Source organism: Micromonospora qiuiae (assembly GCF_016863555.1).
In the GTDB taxonomy this organism is placed as follows: domain Bacteria; phylum Actinomycetota; class Actinomycetes; order Mycobacteriales; family Micromonosporaceae; genus Micromonospora; species Micromonospora qiuiae.
The window spans coordinates 1-21111 of the sequence record NZ_BOPC01000092.1; the positions used below are offsets into that span (position 1 = coordinate 1).

Sequence of the window (21111 nt, forward strand, 5' to 3'; positions counted from 1 at the left end):
GTGATCTCCTCGGCGACCACGCCGGCGGCGCGCAGCCCGACCCGTACGCGGGCCACCCGGTCCTCGTGGCCGGCGAGGACCTGCCGGTAGGCGGCGGTGTAGCGGGGCAGGAACAGCAGCCGTTCGATCGCTGCCGGATCGCCACCGCCGCGACCGCGAGCGATCGCGCGTTCCCGAGCCAGCGGCCACGGCGTGTCGAGGAACACCGGCACGTCCGGTTCGCAGAACCAGGGCGCGACGACGGCCCGCAGCCGTTGCAGCGTGCGCGCGGGATCGGCGTCGGGATCGGTCTCGGTCAGCACCGCCAGAGCCCAGGCGAGTTTGGAGTAGACGCCGTGGTCAACGAGCACCACGTCGTTGACCGCCAGGGCGGGCCGGAAGCAGTGGACGTGGTGATGGGCCTCGCGACACAGGCGCAGCAGCACATCGACGGTGCTGTGATGGGGCAAGGCGTACCCGCCGAGACCGGTCCGCGCACGCAGCGGGGAGCGTTCGAGGAACGCCGACAGCCGGCCGATGCTGCCGGGCTCCCCGCCGTAGTGGATCACCTGGACGGTGAACCCGGCCCGCCGGAGTCTGGCACCCACGAGATGGGCTGCGGTGGTCTTGCCTGCTCCCCAGACCCCTTCGATCGTGACGAGGCGTCCCTGCGGCGGCGGGAGCCGCCACGACGGCTCGGTCTGCACGTCGGCTATCGGTGTGTCGGTGTGCGGCATGTCTGCTTCCGCCCGTGTCATCGGGCCGGCCGCAGGGTCGGCAGCCAGTCGTAGTCGACGGCGGGGTCGCGGGTCGGTTCGTATTCCAGCCCGATCCAGCCGTGGTAGTCGATCTCCTGTAGAGCGGCGAAGTAGGTCGGGTAGTCCAGCACGCCGGAGCCGGGACGGCCGCGGCCGGGGTCGTCGGCGACCTGCAGGTGTGCGATGCGTGCCGCGTGCCGGTGCAGCAGCGCGGGCACGTCCTCGCCGAAGCGGCCGTGGTGGTAGAGGTCGCACAGGAACCCGGCGTTGGTCAGGCCGGTGAGGGCGTTGACCGCGTCGGCGACCGTCACCGCCGCGTCGGCGTCACCGAGCGGGTAATTCGGGGCTTCCCGGGGGCTGATCGCCTCCAGCACCACCGTGGCGCCGATCGTGTCTGCGGCGGTGGCGGCCGCGGCGAGACTTTCGAGGGCCAACTGGTCCTGACAGGCGGGGTTGACGTCGGGTTCCCGGTTGCCGTACAGCGCGTTGAGGATCCGGCAGCCGGTGCGCGCGGCGAACTCCACGGCGGTGTCGATACCAGTCCGGAACTCGCCGTGGCGGCGCGGGCTCGACAGCAGCCCGCGGTCACCGGATCGCATGTCGCCTTCCACCAGGTTCATCGCGACCAGACGTACTCCGGCGGCGCCGAGCGCGGCAGCAAACGCGTCGGTCTCCCGGTCGTCGGGCGCCGGACGGGAGAACGGCCACCAGCACTCGACGGCGTCAAAGCCGTCGGCTGCCGCCGCAGCCGGCCGGTCGAGCAGGGGCAGGTGCCCGTAAAGGATGGACATGTTCGCGGCAAACCGCAGGCCGGCGACTTTCACTGTTCCTCCCTTGGTGTACGGGGTCCGTCGTGTCGGGTGATGCCGACGGTGGCCATGGCGCGGTGGAACTCCTCGACGCGGTGGGCCGGATAGACGCCCCTGGCCATCGTCGGCAGGTAGTAGGTGCGGATCCGGTCCCAGTTCCACGGCGGGGAAGCGAAGTGGCCGCTGGTGTCGATGTCGTTGTTGGCCAGCGCTATCCAGCGACGCAAGCAGCTCGGACACCGGCCGCAGTGCGTGAACGCGGCGCCCGGCGTCGCGCAGGAGAAGGTCTGCAGCAGGTCGTCGACGGGTAAACCGGCCTTGAGGTACCAGGCGACGATTTCCGACTTCGTCATGTCCCAGAACGGGCTGTCGACCCGGATCGACCGGCCAGCGAACGCGGTCAGCATTTCGCTCATCCGCGCGAACGCCTCGGGGCTCTTGTCGGCAGTGTGGTCGCCCTTGACGCCGATGCACCAGATCACGTCGGCGCGGAACGCGGCCAGCATCGCGAACAGCACGTTCCGGAACGGGATCAGGTCCCCCTGCGGGGTGGCGCGGCGAGACAGGTCGAGCTCGCTGCTGATCTCCAGGTCCATGCCGTGCGCGGCCGCGAGCACCCGCACGGTGTCGATTTCCTGCTGTCCTCCGTAGTGTCCGCTGTCGAAGTACAGGATTGGAGGTTTGCCCAGGTAGTGCCAGGCCGGGAAGGAATCCAGCCCGGCGGAGAAGAGCAGGATCTCGCTCATCGGTCACTTCCTCTGTGTAGATGTCGCTGCGATGTCGGCGGCACCATCCCGTGGCCGGACGGCACCGGCGGTGCTGGCTCTCGGGGTGCTCGCGGCAGCCGGCGCACGTCGCAGGTCACGGTCTCCACCGGCGGGCCTCCTCGGAGATCGTTTGTGCGTAGTCGGTGAGGCGTTGCTCGTCGTCGTGGTCGGTAAGGACGACGGCGAGGGTCCGGTCGATGACCGCGGCAGCGTTGGGGCACGGCGCGGTGGTGAACGGGGCGAGCGCGGGGCGCTGATCGGCGGGGATCAGGCCGAACGTGCCGACGCTGTTGGGTACGCCGTGTCGAGCAAGGTGCTCGCAGAACGCGTGAGGCTCGTCCATCCTCACCGTCGCTAGGAAGCTGTAGCCGTTCCAGTCCTTCCGGGCCGGGACGTCGGTCACGTCGATGCCGGGGGTACCGGTTAGCAGGTGGGCGAGCAGACTGGCCTGGTGGCGGCGGCGGGCGGCCAGCGTGTGGAAGCGGGCGAGGTTGGCGCGGGCGATGAGCGCGAGCGGCTCGGCAAGCCGGTAGTTGTAGCCGACCTCGGCCGGGCGGCCGTTCTGAGGCGGTGGCGGCAGCTGGTGCGAGCGGAAGGACCGCGCGCGCTGGGCGATGCCGTCGCGATCGGTGAGGAGATATCCGCCCTCTCCGGCCCAGAGCACCTTGCCGTCTTTGAGGCTGAAGCAGCCGACGTCGCCGATGGTGCCGACAAGTCGACCGTCGGCGCGACTCCCTTGCGCCTGGCAGGCGTCCTCCACGACCGCCAGGCCGTGCTCTCTTGCCATGCGAGCGAGCCGGGCCGGGTCGCCGGGCCGGCCCCACAGATACACAGGCAGGATCGCTTTGGCCGAGGGTGTGATTTTGCGGCTGAGGTCGTCATAGTCGAGGTCGGTGCCGGTGGGGTCGCAGTCGACGAAGACTGGCCGGGCGCCGGCGTGGATGACCGGGGCGACCGACATGATCACCGACAGCGCCGGGACGAGGACGTCGTCGCCCGGGCCGATGTGTAGTGCGCGCAGCGCGGTGTGCAGCGCTGCGGTGCCGGAGGACACCGCGACCGCATGCCGTACGCCGGTGGCTGCGGCCAGTTCCCGTTCCAATGCCGGTCCATGCACACCGCCGGCGGGGTCGGGCATCCGCGCGAGCAGACGCGCAAGGTCCGCGACGACAGCTTCGTCAAGCTCGGTGACATCCGGCGGCGCAGCGCGACGCACGTTGCCGGGCGTCATGACGGCACACCCGTGGGCAGGAACCTGGCGAAGCCCATCAGTGGCCACATGTTGACGCAGTCGGCGGAGAACAGGTGGCAGTCGGCGCAGGCGCCGCCGGGGCCGAACAACGTGGTGGCGCTCGCGCCACGGATCGAGCGGTGGCCCTCGCCCGCTGCGGTGGCGCGGATCTTCAAGGTGGAGGGGCAGTCCCAGACGCTGCCGTCGGGTTCGATGAAGAACAGGTCGGTCCCGCCGAAACAGCCGTGCACGAGGCTGGGAGTCTCGGCGGTGACCGCGTCGATGACCTGGTCTGCGTAGGTAGGCGCGGGAAGTTGAACCGGCGGCGCGTCGTACAACTGCGCGAGCGCCGCGGCCAGCGCTTCGGCGTCGGACGATGTGAGCGACAGCTGCTGGTGCAGCGCGTGCTCCGGCTCCAGGGCGATCGGCTGCGGCACAAAGTAGTCGCAGCCGAGCCGAGCGGCCAGGGCCGCGGTCTCGGTGACCGTGTCGATTGTCTGCCGGGTGACCACCGAGTAGATGCCCACGCGTGGCAACCGGTCAGCGGCGCGCGCGGTGATCAGAGCCTGGATGCCGGCCACGACGTCGCGGTGGCCGTGCACGCCGTTGCGGGCCGGACGCCACCGGTCGTTGTAGCCGGGGTCGGCGGAGTCGAGCGAAACGGACACGGCGTCGACCCCGGTGGCGAGGATCGACTCGACGATTTCCGGCCGGTTGAGCGGAATGCCGTTGGTGCACAGCACCACCTGGACGCCGGCGGCTTTGATCCCGGCGACCACGTCCATGATGGGCGGCCAGATCAGCGGCTCGCCGCCGGCGAGGAAGATGCGCTCGACGCGCGAGGCGGGCAGGGTCTGCACGAACGCGGCGATGGTGGCCAGGCCCAGATCGGTGCGCGCCAGGTGCGACAGCGTCCCGGGCTGAGCCGGCATGGCTTCCCGGTGCTCCTCGATTGTGCCGAAGTAGCAGTAGCGGCAGCCGAGGTTGCACGGTGATCGCAGCGCCCACAACAGGGATACACCGGTCATCGCGTGCCGTTCTCCCTTCCGAATTTGAGTGCCAGCCGGTGTGCTGTGGCCGCCGCGACCAATTTTCGGCGCCGGTGTGCGCAGGGACCGGATCGCCGCCCAGGTCACGGACGCTCCCATGGGAAGACGACCCAGCCATCGGCGACGGCTCCGATGTAGGTCAGCGCCTGCCCGGGGTTCTGCGGTCGCTGCCAGTTGTCGACGTTGACCACGAAGATCGCGGTGCGTACCCGAGCGGCCCCGGCCGTCCGCACCAGCTCGACGGTGCGTGCGACGGTGTCACCGCTGCCGGCGACGTCGTCGACGACGAGCACGTCCGCGCCGGTCAGGTCGCCGAGGCTGGCCGCGTTGGCGACCTGCGGCGCCGCTGACTTCACCGCGTCGACGCCGTCGGCGGTGGTCCGCAGCACCTCCACGGCACGCACCATGCGTACGCCGAGGGCGTGCGCGAGCAGCACGGCCGGGATGGCACCACCGCGCAGCACTCCCACCAATACGTCGGGAACCTTGTCGGCGCGGACCTCGCTCGCGATCCGGTCGGCGGTCGCGGTGATGCTGTCCCAGCCGAGCATCGTTGAGGTACGGTCACCGGCCACGATCGTCACCCCAGATCAGCACGTGCTGGCGGGTGGTGAGGTTCCAGCCGTGGGTCAGCGCGACGTCGGCCAGCCACCGCATCCGGTCGACGACCACGTCGGCACTGGTGCCCTCCGGGGACAGCCATACCTCGGTGAGGCCGAACTTCTGCTGGAGGCCGGCGATCTCCCGTACGTCTTCGGGGCCGGTCACCACAAACTTCCACCGGGCTCGTCCGCTGGCCTGCAGCTGCGTGATGACCTGCGGCTTGATTCGCTTGCCGTAGGGGACCGCGGAGCTTGCCAGCTTCAGCCCGGCGTTGAAGCGCGCGCCGGCCGCGATCAGGGCGGGGCTCGGAGCGATGGTCGCGTTCGTCTCGATCTCCAAGGCCCTGCCGGAGGCGGTCGCACGCCTGGCGAGGTCGACGACGATGCCGGGGTGCAACAGCGGTTCGCCACCGGAGACGACGACCAGGTCCACCGCTGCCATGCCTGAGTTGTCGGTGGCCGGGTCGAGCCGTACCAGCTCGTTCCAAATCTCGGCCGCGCTCATCGCCGGGGCGGCGTGCAGGTCGTGTTTGGCCGTGTTCCATGTGTACTCGGTGTCGCAGACCATCGCGCCGATCGCCGGCGCATCCGCTGCACGAGGCATACCCGGATAGCCGCACGTCAGATTGCACTTTATGAGCCGCACGAACAGGGCACGGCGGCCGAGGTTCACCCCTTCTCCCTGGAAGGAGTAGAAAAGGTCGGCGACCGCAACGCGCGCGCCGGTCCGGACGGTCGGGGCGGTGATCGCAGGAGACAAGGCGACGGCTCCGTTCCTGGTCAGTGGATGTCCTGGCGGTACTCCGCCCAGCTGGTCGCGGTTTCGCGCACCCGTACGGCCTCGATGAACGTGCCGTCCGGCAGGTCAAGGTGAGCCGCGCACCAGTCGAAGAGCGCCCGCGCCAGGTTCTCGCTGGTCGGCTCGACATCGACGACGTCGTTGAGGAGCCGGTGATCGAATCCGCTGTCCAGGTGCCGCTTCAGCAGATCGAGCTCCGCGAAGTCGACCACGAAGCCGGGTCCGGTGAGCCGTCTGGACGCGAGCATGACTTCCACGGTGTATCCGTGCCCGTGCAGCCGGCCGCACTTGTGCCCCTCCGACAGCCCGCCGAGCTGGTGCGCCCCCTCGAACGTGTACGTCTTGCAAATCCGGTAGGTCCCCGGTTCGACGGAAGCCGAGCTGGCCGGCGCGAGCTGGCTCATGCGGTCCTACCCGACTGAACGGCCAGCTGGAGGAACTCGATGCGCGCGGTGGGGTCCTGTTGCAGCCGGCCGCGAGCGGCGACCGTGAGCGTGTCCGCCCCGGCGGCGCGGACACCGCGACGCGTCATGCACAGGTGCTCGGCGACGAGCACCACGCCGACCCCGTCGCATGCCAACTGCTCCTCCAGGAACCCGGCGATCTGCTGCCCGAGGTTCTCCTGCACCTGCAGCCGTGCGGCGAACATCTCCACCGTCCGGGCGATCTTTGACAGGCCCGGCAACTTCTCTCGTGGGTAGAAGCCGACGTGCGCGCGGCCAGAGAACGGCAGCAGGTGGTGCGCGCACAGCGACGTGAACGCGATGTCGCGCGTCAGGACCAGATCGTGGTGACCCTCGTCGTTCGGGAACGTGGTGAACGTCCACGACCGTGGGGTGAGCAACTGCGCGAGGGCGTCGGTCATGCGGCGCGGGGTGTTCCGGCCGACTTCGGTGTCCGCGGGGACGCCGAGGGCCTGCAGCAACTGTCTTACTGCCTGCTCAGCCTGCTTTCGATTGAGCGCGCTCGCACCGGTGAGCACGGCATGGTCTGGACCGTCGAGGTCGAGCAAGGTCGTTGTCACCAGTTCTCCTTGGGGTGAGCTCGAACGTGCTTCCCTGCCGTGCGCGATGACGACCGCCGCATACGCGAGCGCAGCAGGTCCTGCCTTTGCGGTTCGTGGTGGGCGTGCACCGTGCCGATCCCCCGCTCGCAAGGTCAAGCGGCACGTCCTGCGGCGTAGCTCCCTCGGCCGTTCGGTCGCGGTGCCCGTCTGACTGAGCGTGGCACCAGGCCCGCCGGGCCGACCAGACCGTGGAAAGCGCTCAGGAAGGTGCGCGAAAGGTGCGTTCGCCCACAGCCGATGTCGCCGCCGGTACTCTGTGGACGAGCCGGCCGGTCACCCTAGGTGTGTGAGGGATAACGCCATGAGGATGCCCTCGCGGATCGTCAACCCGGTCTTGGCGGTACTACTCGAGGGCAGTGGTTTCACCTCGCTCGACGAGTTCGCCGCTGCAATCAACTCTCTCGGTAACCACAAGTACGGCCTCTACCTGTCCTATGACCACGTAGGCGTCAAACGATGGCTGTCCGGCGGGACATGCCGGCAGCCGGAAGTGGTCGCCGAGGTGCTGTCCCGGGCATGGGGCATCGAAATCCCGGTCGCGGTGATCTGGCCTCAGTCACGTGCCGGTGCCACTCCGCCCGCACCGCACCTTGTTCCCTGCGTGGCCGCTCGTACGCTTGATGAGCTGGCCGCCTACATCGGGAGCGACATGCTGACCAGGCGCGCACTTCTGACCAACGCGATCGCCTTCACCACGGGCGAGGCGCTGACCGACCCGCTGCTGCGCTGGCTCACCGGTCCCGCAGGGCAGCTACCGGACCGCTCCGCGCCGACACCTCACCGCCTGACCATGTCGACCGTCGCAAGAATCGAGGCCGCCACCGCCGCGTTCGGCGCCCAGGATGCGGCGATCGGCGGCGGCCTGAGTCGCGAGGCCGCGGTCGGGCAACTCAAACATGCCGTCGACCTGCTACGCGAGACGTCCTACACCAACGCGGTAGGCAACCGGATGCTCGCTGCGATCGCAGAGCTTGCCGGAATGGCCGGTTGGATGAGCCACGACGTACAAATGGCCGGCCCCGCCCAGCGGTACTTCACTCTCGGGCTGCAGGCCGCCCGGGAATCCACCGACCGGCGATCGGCACTGCTGCAGGTCAGCCTTCTCGCGGACATGGCCCGGCAGATGCGCGACCTTGGCCACCCGGCCACCGGACTGCAGCTCGTCGACGCAGCCCTGGCGCTGCTGCCGCGCGGACGGCACCCTGCCGCCGCGGCGATGCTGTGGAACCTGCGTGCACGGATGCTCGGTCCGCTCGGGCCCTCCTCGATCACAGAACTCAAGCACGCGATCCGGTTGGCTGAGGATCTGCTCGCCGACGCGGACCCCGGCGATGACGACCTGCTGGCATACACCGGCCGAGCCGAGCTCGCCGGCAACGCGGCCCTCGCATGGCAGGACGCGGCTGTCCATCACCCGGATCTGGCTGTACAAGCGGAAGAACAAGCTCTCGCCGCACTCGCTGCCCGGCCGCCGGGCTACTCCCGCTCGACCGTCTTCGACCAGATCTGCGTCAGCGCAGCCCGGTTCACCGGCATCGACCCGGACCAAGCAGCCGCCGACGGCCACCAGGCGATCGACATGGCCGCCGAGGTTGCCACCTCCATCCGCGTCCTCGACAGGCTCAGCTCGCTGCTGACCCACTCCGCGCCGCACGCCGCCCGGCCCGCAGTTCGCGCGTTCCGGGAACGGCTGACCGTCACCCTGCGTACCGCAGCTGCCTGACCGTGCCCCGCGCGCTGCTGCTCGTACTAACCGACTGCTGACCAGCAAACGGTGCGGTCGCCTGCGCGCAGCGACGCGATCCGCAGCGCAGCTTCGCGGGCGTGCGGCGGAGAGGACGGGGCGCGGCGGATGTGCGCGGCAACCGACCGCAGCTCGTAGATGTCCCGAAGGATTTCCCAGCCAGGGTCCGTGGTTGGATCCGCGTCGTACGCGGCGAGCAGATGGGTCAACAGCTCAGAGGGCCCACCGAACCGTTCCTCAGCAGCAGACGGGACCAGATCCCACTCGCGCGGCGCGACCGCCGCGTTGTCCCAATCAGCGAGCACCGGACCAGTTCGGGTCGAGATGACGTTGCCCAACTGCGCGTCACCGTGCACCAGGCCGGCGCCCAGCCGAAACTCGCCCATGTCAAGGCTGCGCTGCAGTTCAACCGCCCTCGCATCGATCCAGAGCCGGTCGGACTCATTAAGCCAGTTGCTGGACCGAGCGGCCGCGATGAGCCGATCCAGCGGACGAAACCGCGGAAGGACGACGGGGGGCCGCAGAGTGTGCAGCCGTCGCAACAGCCAGCCCAGTTCTGCAGCAGCCGCGGCCGGGTTCGGATCGGGGCAGATATCGGCCTGTTCCCAGAACGTGACCGGTGCCTGCTCCTCTTGGTCGCCGTAGACGACGATTGGCTGCTCGATTCCTGCGACGGGCACCACGGTGGGGAAGCCCTCGCCCGCCAGCCAGCGGGAAACCTCGACCGCCCGCATGGCTCGTTCCACCGCCTCGGCGCCCCGACCGACACGCACGATAATGCGGGCCCGTGGTAGAAGGAACACCGCGTTGCTATGGATACGTACAGGGCGCAGTTCGTCAACATCGAGGCCCACTAGGTGGCACGCTGCCCGCGCCTGCGTCACAGTCATGCACGACCGAGCCGAACAGCCATTGGCCAGCGCGTTTCCATGCTGCTCACCGCTTTCATTCGACTCGAACGCTCATCGCTCTACAGTATCGATGAGTGGGATTCCGAACAGCTTGGCAGCCGCACCTCGCGCAGCCCGAGCGCAACTTGAACAGCCACCGGACGACTCACTACCCACCACATGACCCGAGATCAAAACCGCATGCTCGACCATCGCCCCGCCACACCGCGCACCACACAAGCCCACGCAGGACAGCAACCAAGCACAAGGTGAGTTCCCCCGCTTTGATGTGGCGGTGGTTACCTGCTGGGTAACCGGCCGCCGTGGTCACCGGCCGTGAGTGCGCGAAATGGCCACCGGCGCGAGCGGGTCTACCGGCGCCCGGCCGAAACTGGCCGCCGGAACGGGCCGCCGTGGTGCGTGGCCGACCTTGGCGATGGCCGCTGGTCCAAGACGTTCCTGGCTCGCCGAATCCTGCCTCCCAGATGCTGAGTTGGCGGCTGTCGCCGGCGCTCCTTTGGCGTTGGCGCCTGCTTTGGATCGCACGATTTTTCGGTAGTGATCCCAGGTACCGCCTCGATCCGGGTGGCCATCGGGCCAGTGCACCTCGGCATCGTCGAGCCGGGCCAGGGCGAGTTCAAAGTCGTCGCGTCTCATTGCCTCGGTGGCGGCCGCAAAAGCCTTCCGTCCGGCATCGCGGTTGATCTCATGGATGCGGGCGTCGCCGAGACGTTCGCCCTCCAGTACCTGCGGGTTGGCCTGCGCGTAGCTTGCCATCCAATCCCACTCCTGGTCCGTCGCGCGCGCTGCTTCGGCGGCATAGCGCACTCCGTCACCGGTGAGGTGCTGGTATCCAGGTCCGTACTGTTCAAGCGCGAGTACCAGTTGGCGCTGCCGAACCCGGGATTGCCGATCCGCAGCCTCCTGTGCTGTCTGCGATCGAGAGGGCTGGTGGTCCGCCGGAGCCTCGGCGCTCGGGGTGGGCGGGAGTGGTTTCTCGTCCGTGTCGCGGGCAAGCACGTAGTCGCGGCCCGCATGCCACTCGGCGAGGGAGAGCACACCGCAGGCGCGTGCTTCGTCGAGGCAGTCCAGTGCTTTGGTCAGGTCGCCTGCGGCGTGGGCGGCCTCGGCCTGCTGGAATGCCTCTTCGCCGCGCCGTTGCCGGACCTGATCCCACTGTGCCGGTGTGCGGTACGGAAGTTCGAGTACCTCGGGGTGGTCTGCGATGTGGGTCTTGATCCACTCCAGTTCCGTTGGGGTAGCGTCGACCATCTCGGCGATGTAGCGGTGCGCTGATCCGGTGCTCCGGTGGTAGCCGGCGCCGTGCTCCTCGATCTTCAGCGCGATCTGGCGATAACGGATCTGCTGCTCCCGCTGATCGAGGTCATCGCTGCTTGCAGGTTCTGCCTGATCGGGACTCGGCGTGCCCGCACCGTGCTCGGGCTCTGCGGTGTGGTCGGGATCGACGTGCGGCTCGTCGCCGTCCGGTGCTCGGGCCAGTTCGGTTGCCTCCGGCGCTGCCCCAGCCTGAGCTGCGGTGGTCTGAACACCGGCCGCAGACTCTGCCGGTGGTTCAGGTTCAGCGGGGGGTGGGGCGGCTCCTGTCGGCGGGGTGGTGGTGTCGTTGGGTGCCCCGGGCCAATCTGCGGGCTGGTCAATCGGGGTGAGAACGCACCGGCCGAGTTCGGTCTGCCGGTGGCCGTCGGTGGTGTCGTGGCCCTTGATCTTGCCGTTGACGTGGACGTATGTGCCGTCGCGGAAGGCGTTGAGGTTCGGTGCCCGCCACGTCCACAGGTTTCCGGACGCGTCGGCGAGGTAGAGCGTGGTGGCGGCGGACTGGCCGCCACCACGTCGGTGTCGGTTGTAGCTGCGAGCGGCGAGGACACGGGCGTCGAAGCTGACCTTGTCGCCCTTCTGGCCTTGCCAGGCGGACGTTGCCGTGGTGTGGCGGATGGTTTGGTCTTGCAGGTGCCGCTGGTAGCTGGAGACGGCGGAGACCAGGGTGGCGAAGTGGCGTGGGCTGACGGTGTCTTCCGTGGCGGCGAGTCGGAGTTGGTAGGCGTAGTCGCTGACGTCAGCGTTGGGCAGCGCGATGGCGTACTCGCGTGCCGCCGCAGCGTAGGCGCGGGTGTCGTCGGTGACCACGGCCTCTAGTTCCTGCCGCAGCCCGGTGGCGTCGTACCCGTCGCCGTTGATGGCGGTGTCGACGATGGCGGCGGTTGGGACGAGTTTGCCGGCGCTGGCGTCGGCGTCCCGGCGGGACACCCAGCCGTAGGTCTGGATGGCGGCGGCGGTAAGGGTGAGCACCTGCATCGTGTCGTTGCCGTCGCGGTGTCCGGGACGGCCGGTGCGGATGATGGCCGGATCGACCTGCTTCGGCGCCGTTGTGGTCTCGGCGGGGGCAGCCGGCGTCGTTGACGGCTGGGACTTGCTCGCGTCGGCGATCTGCGCGTTCACCTCCTCCAACCGAAGGAGGGCGGTGCGCAGCGCGTCGGCGTGTTTGAAGGGCGCGTCCAGACCGCGCGTGATCCGGTCGAGGTCCTGCTCCTTGGCCGCGAGGTCGCGTTGCAGTTGCCCGACAATGGCGTCGAGTCCACGCAGCCGGTTTTCCAACCGGTTGACCAAATCCGCGTTGTCCAGCTCGGCGGGCGAGAGTGCGAACTCGGCTCGGGGCAGGTCGGGCAGGCTGACGTACAGCAGGCGCCGGTTCTGGGCCTCGATCCACCGATGCTCGGCGACGACCTGGAATCCACCGATGGTGGCGACCTCCTGCTCGCCGCGTGGGGGCGGGGCGGTGAGCGACTTGAGCGCGTCGCGTAGGAGGATGTTGCCCTGCTTGCGCTCTCCGGTGCTCTGGCCGAGCACGGTGATGCGGAACTTGTCTCCGCTCGTGTCGATGCGACGGGCGCGAGCTGCGGTGGCTTCCTCGATCTCGGTCCGCAGGATGGCGATGTCCTGATCACGTTCGCGCCGGACCCAGGCCATCCGATCGCGTTCCCGGTGGTGCGAGCGCTCCATGCGCTCCAATTTCGTCACTTCGGCTTGCAGTGCTGCCTGGTCGAGCAGCATGGGGTTGCCGGTCGCCAGCGCTTTCACTTCGTTGTAGGACAGCGCGGCGTCGCCGATGTCCTCGATTTCGCGGACGTCGAGCCGGCCGCGCATGAGTTGCGCGATGAACTCGGCCTTTCTCGCCACCGTCTGCCACATGAACCCATCGAAGGAGCCTTCGGTGACGTACCGGATGATCTCGACTTCAGCGTTCTGGTTGCCCTGTCGGAGGATTCTGCCTTCTCTCTGTTGGAGGTCCGCCGGCCGCCACGGGCAGTCCAGGTGGTGCAGGGCGACCGCGCGCTGCTGCACGTTCGTGCCGACACCCATCTTCTCCGTGCTGCCGATCAGGACGCTGATGCGTCCGTCACGGGCGGCGGCGAACAGAGCCGCTTTCTCCGCGTCGTTGCCGGCCTCATGCATGAACCGGATCTGCCCCCGGGGCACGCCATGAGCAACGAGCTGCTCTCGCAGCTCGTCATAGGCGTTCCAGCCGGCCGCCGGTACGCCGAGGTCGCTGAAGACGATTTGAAGCGCACCGGGTCGCGGGTGCGGCTGGCCGTCGCTATCGCTGAAGATGTCGTCGCGGTGCTCGGCGTAGATGCGGGCGATGGTCTCCGCCGCGGCGGCCAGTTTGCTCGGCGCTTCGGGGTCTATGCCGCGGATGGCAAGCAGCGCGGACTGGACTTCCTCGCTGAACGGCCCGGACCACAGCAGCCCAGGCGGAGCGACGACTGGACCTGGCCATGCCGTCGCCGCCGCCCGTTGCCCGTCGTCGCCGGCGACTACTCCTGGCGGAGGCTGCCCGCTCCAGAGGCTGGCGAGTTCGCCCGCGAGCCGCTGGCGGATCGCCGGATCCGCGAGGCGGTCGTAGGTGTCCATCAGCTCGGCGAGCCGGTCCGCGGTCACGGGATGACCGACGTCTGCCCCCAGGTGCGCGAGGGCGAGTGCCTGCCGGAGGGTGCGTGGCAGGCTTCCGCTCCAGACCACACGGCCGGTGGCGTCCTCAACGCTGTTGGGCCAGATAACGCTCCTTCCGGCTTGTCCGAACGGTGGCTCGGTCGCCCCGTGGTCGATCAGGTGCTCGGCCACCCGCTGCCGGACGTCGGGGTCACCGAGCCCGTCGTAGTTGGTCAGCGTGTCAAGGATCTGGCTGCTCGAAAGCGGGCCGGCGCTCCAATCGTGGCTGTCGGAGAGGTGCAGCAGGGCCTGCTCCGTGGCGTGGTCGAACTGCCCCGACCACAGCGTCTCGCCCTCGCCCTGCCACACCTCGTCGGGCCATACGACAGTAGTGGGGTCCAAAGGGTTGGGCCGTTGCCGGGACCACAGCGCGGCGAGGTTCGCAGCCACGGCGGCGGCTGGCTCGTCATCGAGGACCTCGAAGCGGCGCAGGACGTCGGCGATCTCGTCCGCTGTGGGTGGCACCAACCTCAGGTCCATCGCGGCGGAGCGGCCGTTGTGGGTGATCTTCAGCAGGTTGTCGTCGGTGGGGTCGACGTCGCCGTGCCGGACCTTGTCGGCCCGGTCGACCAGGGCGGTCAGGTAGTCGCTCAGCCCGTCGCTGGCGGGTATGACGACCGTGCGGGGCAGCCGCTGGCCGTCCTCTCGTTGCTTGAGCGCTGGTACGGGCAGGGCTAGGTCTTCGGCCGTCTTGACGTCTGCGACCTGATGCAGCAACCGCAGCAGCTCGGGCAGGTTGTAGAACTTGGCGAAGCGGCTGTTCATGCGTAGGCCGCCGCCTTCGGGGACGACTTCGATTCCCTCGACCGTCTCGCCGAATGTCGCCGCCCAGGCGTCGAACTCGTCGATGTTCAGGGAACGCATGAGGTGCGGTGCGAGGTACATGAGCATGGTGTGGACTTCGCCGAGCGAATTCGCCACTGGGGTCGCGGTCGCGATGGTGCCCACCCGGTCGTTGGTCTCGCGCAGCCACCGCAGCTTCATGTCCAGGTCAGTGGACCGGTTGGATCCGGGGACGCCCATGCCCGGGATTCGGCTCGGCCGCTCCAGGTTCTTGAACAGATGACCTTCATCGATGAACAGGTAGTCGACGCCCATCATCTCGAAGGTCAGGCCGGGGTCCTTCTTCGTGTTGAGCTTCTTTCTGATCCGTTCCTCGGCTCGGCTGATGGCCCCTTCGAGTTGCTTGACAAGCCGCTTCTGGCGAGCGCCCTTAGCCAGCTCAAGTCGCCGCTCCAACTTCTCGATCTTCGACTTCAGGTACGTGCGCTGGTACTCCGGCGACATGGCCACCTGCTCGAACGCCCTGTGAGTCATGATGACCGCGTCCCACGCCCCGGTCGTCACCCTGGCCTGGAACAACCGGCGACGCTCCGCGGTCAGGTCCGCGCTGCTGGTGGAAAGCAGCCGCGCCTGGGGGTACAGCTGGAGGAACTCCCTGCTGAATTGCTCCAGCATGTGATTCGGGACGATGATCATCGGCTTGCGCACCAGACCGAGTCGACGCAACTCCATCGCCCCCATGACCATCTCCGCGGTCTTACCGGCACCGACCTCGTGCCAGAGTCCGACCGACGGCTCATTGACGATCCGAGCCACGGCGCTGTATTGGTGCGGGTGTGGTTTGAAGGTGAGAGCCAGGCCCGGCAGGGTCAGCTTTGACCCGTCGTAGGAGCGCAGGACGAGCGAGTTGAACCGCTCGTTGTAGATGGCCAGGTGGGCGTTGGCGCGCTGCGGCTCTCCCCACAGCCAGTCGCTGAACCGTTCGTTGATTTCGGTCGCTTTGGTTTGCGCCGCGAGTGTGGCGTCGGCGTTCAACCGGCGCTTCTCCGTGACGGGATCGATGTCGTAGACGCGCACAGGCCGCTGCTTCAGCAGGTCCTCGGCGATGTCGACTGCGGATCTCCGCTCGGTGCCCCACGTGCTTGTGGCGAGGGTCGTGGCGCGCCGCTTCGAGGTGACCGTCCAGTCGGCTGCGCCGACGCCCTGTTCGACGGCGAGGGTGGGGTCATCCAGGAGTTCTTGCAGGAACTGCTGCACCGTCTCGCCGCTGACCCAGCTCGCGCCCAGCCGGACGCGAATCTCCTCCGGCGTGAGGTCGGCGGGCTTCACAGCGGTCAGGGCCTCGACGTTGGGCGCATACCGCTCGTCCTGCTCGGCTGCGGCGCGAGCCTGGTCCAGTTTGACCCGCACGTTGCCGGACAGATACTCCGCCGCCGGCACGAGCCGGTCGGTGCCGGGCTCGTCGAAGACCAGGGTGCCCAGCTGCTGACGCGCGTCCTCCTGGTCTACGCCGAGCAGCCACGCCACCCGCTCCAGCGTGATCTGGCCGTACACGTCCTGGCAGATGGCGAGGGCGTCCTCGGGCGTCTCCGCGCCGAGCTTCGGTGCGCGAGGAGCGATCGCCCGGGTCGTGAAGATGTCGGACTTGTAGGCGACCTGCGACGCCTCGTCGAAGCGTTCCAAGGCGTAGACGAGGTTGGAGAACGGATCGGCACGGAATCCGCCCTGCGCGGGGGCGACCCGCCGCAGGATCGGTTCGCCGGTCTCCTCGTCGACCTTGCCCGTCTCATAGGTGTTGTAGCGGTTGATCGGCCCGAACCGGGAAACGTAGCTGTCGTAGCGGCGGCCAAGCTCGGCACGCAGATGGTCGATTTCCTCGGTGTCGTCGAGCGTCGCCGCCTCTGCCTCCAGCAGCCGCATGGCGAGGTTGCGCAGTCGCAGCAGCTCTCGCAATTCGTCAGCTTGCGTCTTCGGCGGCGCATACGGCTCAGCCTGGCCGTTGATCACCCTGGTAAATGTGTCGTCCTTACGCAGCGCCAGGTAGCCATCGGGCTGCTGCTCCGCCGCGGCGACGAACGCGATCGGCTGCGACTGCGTGGCCTGCCGGGCGGGGCTGTAGGTCAGCGCCTGGGCCTGCGCCTCCGCCACGACCTCCTGCAAAGCAGCGCGCAGGGCCGGGGCACAGTCGCGGTCACCGACGACGGCCAGTTCGTCCCCGCTGTAAAGGCCGCCGGTGCCGAGCCGGCCGAGCACCCGCCCCGGGCGGTCGAGAAAGTAGGCGTTGACGCGCACCTCATCCTCGCCCAAGGTGACCCGCCGGGTGGCTTCCCACTCCCGGGTGGCGGCGGCGGGGCGGGCCTCCTCACGACGGCGCAGGATCAGTACGTCCATGACGGCGTCGGTGCCAGCAGCTCTCGCCATGGCCCTTGAGGGCAGCCGAACGGCACCGACCAGGTCGGCAAGTCCCGTGATCTCCCGGCGGGCCGCAGGGTTCGCCCGGTCCATGCTGAAGTGCGAGGTGAGCACCGCCATGAGCCCGCCTGGCCGCAGCAGGTGAAGGCTTTTGATCATAAAGTGGTCGTGAATGCTATGGCCGCCCGGGTTGTGCCGGCAGTCCGTCAACGCGACCTTGCCAAAGGGAAGGTTTCCGATGACGAGATCGAAGGCACCCGTCGGAATGCGGGTGTCAGCGAAGCTCTCGTTGAGGATCCGGGCGTCCGGGTAGAGGGCCGCAGAGATGGCTGCGGTGACCGGGTCCAGCTCGACACCGACCATCCGCGCATGCTCCGGCGCAAAGGCGATGAAGTTGCCGCTGCCGGATCCCGGTTCGAGTACGTCGCCGCCGGTGAAGCCGAGCTGCTGCACGGCATCCCACACGACTTTGACGACGGAGGCGTCGGTGTAGTGCGCGTTGAGCGTCGTCCGTCGCGCGGCACGCCACTCGGTCTCGTCGAGCAATTCGGCAAGCTGCTCCCGCGCCCACACGTAGGTGCTGTCATCGCGGTCCGGGTCGAAGACGGCGGGGACGGCACCCCATCCGGACCAGCGGGCGAGTACCTGTTGCTCGTCGACGGTGGCGGGCCGCTGATCGGCCTGCAGCGTGCGCAACACCCGCAGCGCGGCGATGTTCGCCTTGATTCGGGCGGCTTCCCCGGAGGGGGCAAGGTCCGCCTGATCCGCGGGCCGGAACCTCGGTCCGCTCGGTACCGCCTCGGTGTCGTGCGACTCGAAGCCGGAGGAGCGGGCGGAAGGTACAGGATCGTTCTCCGGCCCGATTGGGGGTACGGGCGGCGCGGGGTGCGGCAGGTCCGCCAGTTCGCCAAGCAGGTCGGTGGCCGCGGTCGGGGTGTTCGTCGGCCGCTGGGCGGGTTCGGCGATGTCTGGTGCGGTGGAGTCGGGTGAAGCCGTCGCCACCGGGGGCGGTAGCGCAGCCCCCGGTAGCGGTGCGGCAGGTTCTAGCGGGTTGGGCTCAGGTCGGTTGCCGGGTCGGGCAGCATCTCCCGCAGCACCTGACCCTCGGCGCTCAGCCTGGCGTTGTTGAGCCGGCCGACCTTGCTCAGGTACGTCTCCTGCTCCGGGTCCGGGCCTGCCAGCGTCCTGCTCAGGTCCTCGATCTGTTGGGCGATTTGCTCCCCCAACTCCGTGAAGAACTCGTCCGGGTCCTCGATCTGCCGATACCGATTCGGCAGATGGCTCCTCCAGTGACTCATTGCTTGCGCTGCGTACTGGTTCACTCGTCTCCACCTCCAACTCGTCGAAGTCGTCCGGCTCCGACGCACGCGCCCAGAGGTAGTCGTCGAACGACAGCTGCCCGGCTATCTCCTTGCGCTTCCTGGCCAATGGAATCACATCCCCCGGGGCCTGCGGTCGCCCTTATCTAGGCCGTTGTTGTGGTGGTTCTTGGCCGCCGATGGGGCCTCGCGGGCCGCATGGTCGTCGCTGGCGGTCGATGACGTCTCGGCCGGTCCGGCCAGTCGGGCGAGCTGGGCAGGGTGCTGGCCGGGCCGTTCGTCGGCGATCGCCCGAGCCGCCTCGGCGAGGTCGTCGAGCCAGTCGACGACCGGCGTCCCGTCGATGGCGTTCGTGGCAGCGAGCTTGCTGTCCCGGACCGGGATGATGATGCGGTTGGCGGTCCAGTAGGCCTGTCCCCATCCGTCCTTGACGGCGTGGGTCCACGCGACGCTGGCGGCGGCTGCGGCGCGCTGCGCGTTGGTGCGGGCGCGGTTGTCGCTGGCCGCAGCCTCGAATGTCCGCCCTAACGGACGACTACTTCCCTCTTCCACACTCGCTCCGTCGTGGCGCCGGACTTCGTCATGGGCCGCGGCCGTCAACTGGTCCAGGAGTCCGCGCACGACGCGCCCGGGGTCGTTCTCGTCGCTGAGGCGGCCGATCGCCTCGCGGGCGGCTGCGGTGATGTGACCGTCCACAGCCAGGACTCCGGCTCGCTTGCCGGAGGCGAAACCGAGCGGGAAGACGGCCTTGACCACAAAGTCAACGCCAACCAACTGTCGATCGTCGGCGGGCGAGACCGGCGCCTCGTTCCACCCCTCGTTCCACGCTATGGCCGTTAAGGCGGCCAGGTTCGATGGGACCGGCCAGGACGCATCTGCCCAGTAGTAGCCCAGATGCGCTGCGACAGCGTCCCGGGTAACGGGTCGGCGGGTCATGGGCACCTCCGCGCCGCAGCCGCATGGACGCCGACCGAGGCTGGGGTGGTCTGTTTCGTGACGGTGACTTGCGGAGGATGGCGTCGTCGGCGCGGGGCGGCCATGCTGCGGCTCCTCGTCTATCTGGTGTGCGGACGGGCGACTGCCCCATGGACCGGCGCTCCACCGGGCTGGTGGGCCGGGGAGCCAGTGGCAGCGCCCGGCGCGGCAGTGGGCGGGGCCGCAAAGCTCAGCTGGGCAACGCCATTAGGCGGAGCTTCCGGGTTGGCCGTCCCGGCGGTGCCCGGGTCGGCAGCGGCGGTGGGTGGTGCCGACGCCGGTCGTGAATGGGTGGGCGTAGTTCGGGAGGTGACTGCTGGCGTACGGGCATAGGCCCGTGCGGCTTCGGTGTGCAGTGGCCCGTTGGTGGCGTCGGTGAGCAGGGTGAGCGTGGTCGGGTTGGTTCGCACAGCCACCCATGGCCGGTCCGCAAGACCAATACGGTCTGCCATGCCGCGCACGATCTCCGACCAGTCGTGGTCGGAGAGTTGGCGCTCACCGGGTTGGGTACGCAGGGCGAGTGCCGTCACGCGGGCCCGGTCGGCAAGCCGCCGTAGGTCGACACGCCAGGTGCCCGCGTGCCACCCGCCGCCGACGTCGATGACGCGCGTTTCGGCCAGATGACTGCGATCAGCAGCTCGGCCCACCGCCCGTACCGTGATCGAGCCGGCGATCTGTCGCGAGGACTGAGAGTCGTAAGCACTTACCAACATTGGTGATGCCTCCAGAAATGGCCGGGCTCGCGAGGAGCGCCAGCAGGAACCAGCGACAAGAAAGTCGGAAATGCCGAGTTCCTGCTTACCGACGGATATGCACCCCCACCGAGTCCAACCAGGACAGCGGGTCGACCGCGTTGGCAGCCGTCAGCGGCGGCGCGTTTCGGTGGACCTCGAAGTGCAGGTGTGGACCGGAGGAGCGACCTGTGCTGCCGACCCAGCCGATGAGCTGCCCGGCCTGGACCTGCTCGCCAGCGGAGACGGCGAGACGCACGGCGTGGCAGTAGCGGGTAACGATGCCGTTGCCGTGGTTGATGTTGACCAGCAGCCCGCAGCCCGACAGGTTCGGGTTTCCGGGCCGGTCGCAGTAAGCGCTGTCGCACCGGGCGGCCAGGACGACGCCAGCCGCAGCGGCGAAGATCGGAGTTCCGGTCGCCGCGGCGAGGTCGACACCGTCGTGGCTGGGCCGCGATGGCGGCCGGAACCTGCTGACGAGTTGGTAGCTGTCGGCGGGTAGCGGAAGGCGCCAGGCGCCGGTGCCTCCTGCTTCGAGGGTGTACTTGCCGATGCGGGAGCGGACCTGCTGGGGATAGTCGTGCGCCTTGCCCGCAGCCGGTACACCGCCGGCGCTGGCTATGCAGCCGCGGCCACAGAAGTAGCCGGCCCAGGCGATGTCGAGAGGGTCGCCGTTCAGCACGTTCGCCGCGATGTTGCGGGAGGCCCACGCGACGAGGTCGCACATCAGGCGACCCATCGCGTAGATGGCGTCTTCGGGGTCGTCCGGCCCGTTGCGCCCGTCGTTGTCGTAGTCGTCGCCCCAGTTCGCCCAGGTGCCCCGCTGGAACTGGGCGATGCCGATGGCAGGCCCACCGCGCTCGGGCGGGTTGTCGGCGACGGCGTCGGCACGCCAACTGCTCTCCAGGTCGATCTGCGCGGCGATCATCGGCGGCGTGATCTGGGGGCAGATCGATCCGGCGCGGACCACCCAGGGAGCGAGGTAACGAGCATGGGGCGGTATGGCGTCGACGTTGAGTGGGCCGCTGGCGGGGGCGGCGACCAGCGCCGGGCTTGCGGCGAGCAGGGTTGCGGCGCCCGAGGCCACGAAGGCGACCAGACCGGCCGTAATAGCCAGCACGCCGGTAAGCAGCAGTACGAGGGCGCGCACCGATGTCGGGCTGGCTTGTCCGTTCGTGCTGGTCATCGC

The 21111-nt window shown here is 68.8% G+C and carries 15 protein-coding genes; 1 reads left to right on the forward strand and 14 read right to left on the reverse strand.

The window, feature by feature from the left end; translation table 11 throughout:
• The 9 genes from Vqi01_RS25705 to folE form a co-directional block, all read right to left on the reverse strand.
• On the reverse strand, nucleotides 1-716 hold a 716-nt coding region (locus Vqi01_RS25705), incomplete at its 3' end, for a nucleoside/nucleotide kinase family protein (protein WP_204037466.1).
• A 17-nt stretch (nucleotides 717-733) separates the two neighbouring features.
• Nucleotides 734-1561, reverse strand: a complete 828-nt coding sequence (locus tag Vqi01_RS25710) for a TIM barrel protein (protein WP_204037468.1) — start codon at nucleotides 1559-1561, stop codon at nucleotides 734-736.
• Nucleotides 1558-2292, reverse strand: coding sequence for a 7-cyano-7-deazaguanine synthase (locus tag Vqi01_RS25715; protein ID WP_204037474.1), 735 nt, complete (start codon nucleotides 2290-2292; stop codon nucleotides 1558-1560). The genes Vqi01_RS25710 and Vqi01_RS25715 overlap by 4 nt, the downstream gene beginning before the upstream one ends.
• Before the next feature lie 115 nt (nucleotides 2293-2407).
• Nucleotides 2408-3544 carry a DegT/DnrJ/EryC1/StrS family aminotransferase gene (locus Vqi01_RS25720; protein WP_204037476.1) on the reverse strand — a complete coding sequence of 379 codons (1137 nt, stop codon included), beginning with the start codon at nucleotides 3542-3544 and terminating at the stop codon, nucleotides 2408-2410.
• On the reverse strand, nucleotides 3541-4572 hold the full coding sequence (locus Vqi01_RS25725; protein WP_204037478.1) for a radical SAM protein: 1032 nt from the start codon (nucleotides 4570-4572) through the stop codon (nucleotides 3541-3543). The genes Vqi01_RS25720 and Vqi01_RS25725 overlap by 4 nt, the downstream gene beginning before the upstream one ends.
• Nucleotides 4573-4676: 104 nt before the next feature.
• A complete protein-coding gene (locus tag Vqi01_RS25730) occupies nucleotides 4677-5168 on the reverse strand; it encodes a phosphoribosyltransferase (protein WP_239098665.1) in 492 nt (163 codons plus the stop codon).
• Nucleotides 5158-5955 (reverse strand): 7-carboxy-7-deazaguanine synthase QueE, encoded by a 798-nt coding sequence (locus tag Vqi01_RS25735; RefSeq protein ID WP_239098666.1) that lies wholly within the window; start codon nucleotides 5953-5955, stop codon nucleotides 5158-5160. The genes Vqi01_RS25730 and Vqi01_RS25735 overlap by 11 nt, the downstream gene beginning before the upstream one ends.
• 20 nt (nucleotides 5956-5975) lie before the next feature.
• Entirely contained in the window at nucleotides 5976-6398 is a 423-nt protein-coding gene (locus Vqi01_RS25740; protein WP_204037482.1) for a 6-pyruvoyl trahydropterin synthase family protein, read from the reverse strand.
• Nucleotides 6395-7018, reverse strand: a complete 624-nt coding sequence (gene folE, locus Vqi01_RS25745) for a GTP cyclohydrolase I (protein WP_204037483.1) — start codon at nucleotides 7016-7018, stop codon at nucleotides 6395-6397. Before folE ends, Vqi01_RS25740 begins: the two co-directional genes overlap by 4 nt.
• 343 nt (nucleotides 7019-7361) lie before the next feature.
• On the opposite strand from folE, the gene Vqi01_RS25750 reads away from it, so the two are divergent.
• The gene (locus tag Vqi01_RS25750; RefSeq protein WP_204037485.1) at nucleotides 7362-8783 is read left to right on the forward strand and encodes an NsdA family TPR-like regulatory protein; all 1422 of its coding nucleotides are present in this window, start codon (nucleotides 7362-7364) and stop codon (nucleotides 8781-8783) included.
• Between the two features lie 26 nt (nucleotides 8784-8809).
• Here Vqi01_RS25750 and Vqi01_RS25755 read toward each other — a convergent pair whose 3' ends face one another.
• The 5 genes from Vqi01_RS25755 to Vqi01_RS25775 form a co-directional block, all read right to left on the reverse strand.
• A complete protein-coding gene (locus Vqi01_RS25755; protein WP_204037487.1) occupies nucleotides 8810-9658 on the reverse strand; it encodes a phosphotransferase family protein in 849 nt (282 codons plus the stop codon).
• Nucleotides 9659-10021: 363 nt separating this feature from the next.
• A complete protein-coding gene (locus Vqi01_RS25760; RefSeq protein WP_204037489.1) occupies nucleotides 10022-17899 on the reverse strand; it encodes a helicase-like domain-containing protein in 7878 nt (2625 codons plus the stop codon).
• A 41-nt stretch (nucleotides 17900-17940) separates the two neighbouring features.
• Nucleotides 17941-18195: a hypothetical protein gene (locus Vqi01_RS25765; RefSeq protein WP_204037491.1), complete on the reverse strand. Its 255-nt coding sequence runs from the start codon at nucleotides 18193-18195 to the stop codon at nucleotides 17941-17943.
• Between the two features lie 135 nt (nucleotides 18196-18330).
• Entirely contained in the window at nucleotides 18331-19152 is an 822-nt protein-coding gene (locus tag Vqi01_RS25770) for a hypothetical protein (RefSeq protein ID WP_204037493.1), read from the reverse strand.
• A gap of 837 nt (nucleotides 19153-19989) precedes the next feature.
• Nucleotides 19990-21108, reverse strand: coding sequence for a M23 family metallopeptidase (locus tag Vqi01_RS25775; protein ID WP_204037495.1), 1119 nt, complete (start codon nucleotides 21106-21108; stop codon nucleotides 19990-19992).
• Nucleotides 21109-21111 lie beyond the last annotated feature (3 nt).

Excerpts from the sequence above, each read along its gene's own strand:
- Vqi01_RS25775 (WP_204037495.1), bottom strand. The coding sequence starts at position 21,108 with ATGACCAGCACGAACGGACAAGCCAGCCCGACATCGGTGCGCGCCCTC.
- Vqi01_RS25740 (WP_204037482.1), bottom strand. The coding sequence starts at position 6,398 with ATGAGCCAGCTCGCGCCGGCCAGCTCGGCTTCCGTCGAACCGGGGACC.
- Vqi01_RS25720 (WP_204037476.1), bottom strand. The coding sequence starts at position 3,544 with ATGACGCCCGGCAACGTGCGTCGCGCTGCGCCGCCGGATGTCACCGAG.
- Vqi01_RS25750 (WP_204037485.1), top strand. The coding sequence starts at position 7,362 with ATGAGGATGCCCTCGCGGATCGTCAACCCGGTCTTGGCGGTACTACTC.
- Vqi01_RS25725 (WP_204037478.1), bottom strand. The coding sequence starts at position 4,572 with ATGACCGGTGTATCCCTGTTGTGGGCGCTGCGATCACCGTGCAACCTC.
- Vqi01_RS25715 (WP_204037474.1), bottom strand. The coding sequence starts at position 2,292 with ATGAGCGAGATCCTGCTCTTCTCCGCCGGGCTGGATTCCTTCCCGGCC.
- Vqi01_RS25770 (WP_204037493.1), bottom strand. The coding sequence starts at position 19,152 with ATGACCCGCCGACCCGTTACCCGGGACGCTGTCGCAGCGCATCTGGGC.
- Vqi01_RS25765 (WP_204037491.1), bottom strand. The coding sequence starts at position 18,195 with ATGAGTCACTGGAGGAGCCATCTGCCGAATCGGTATCGGCAGATCGAG.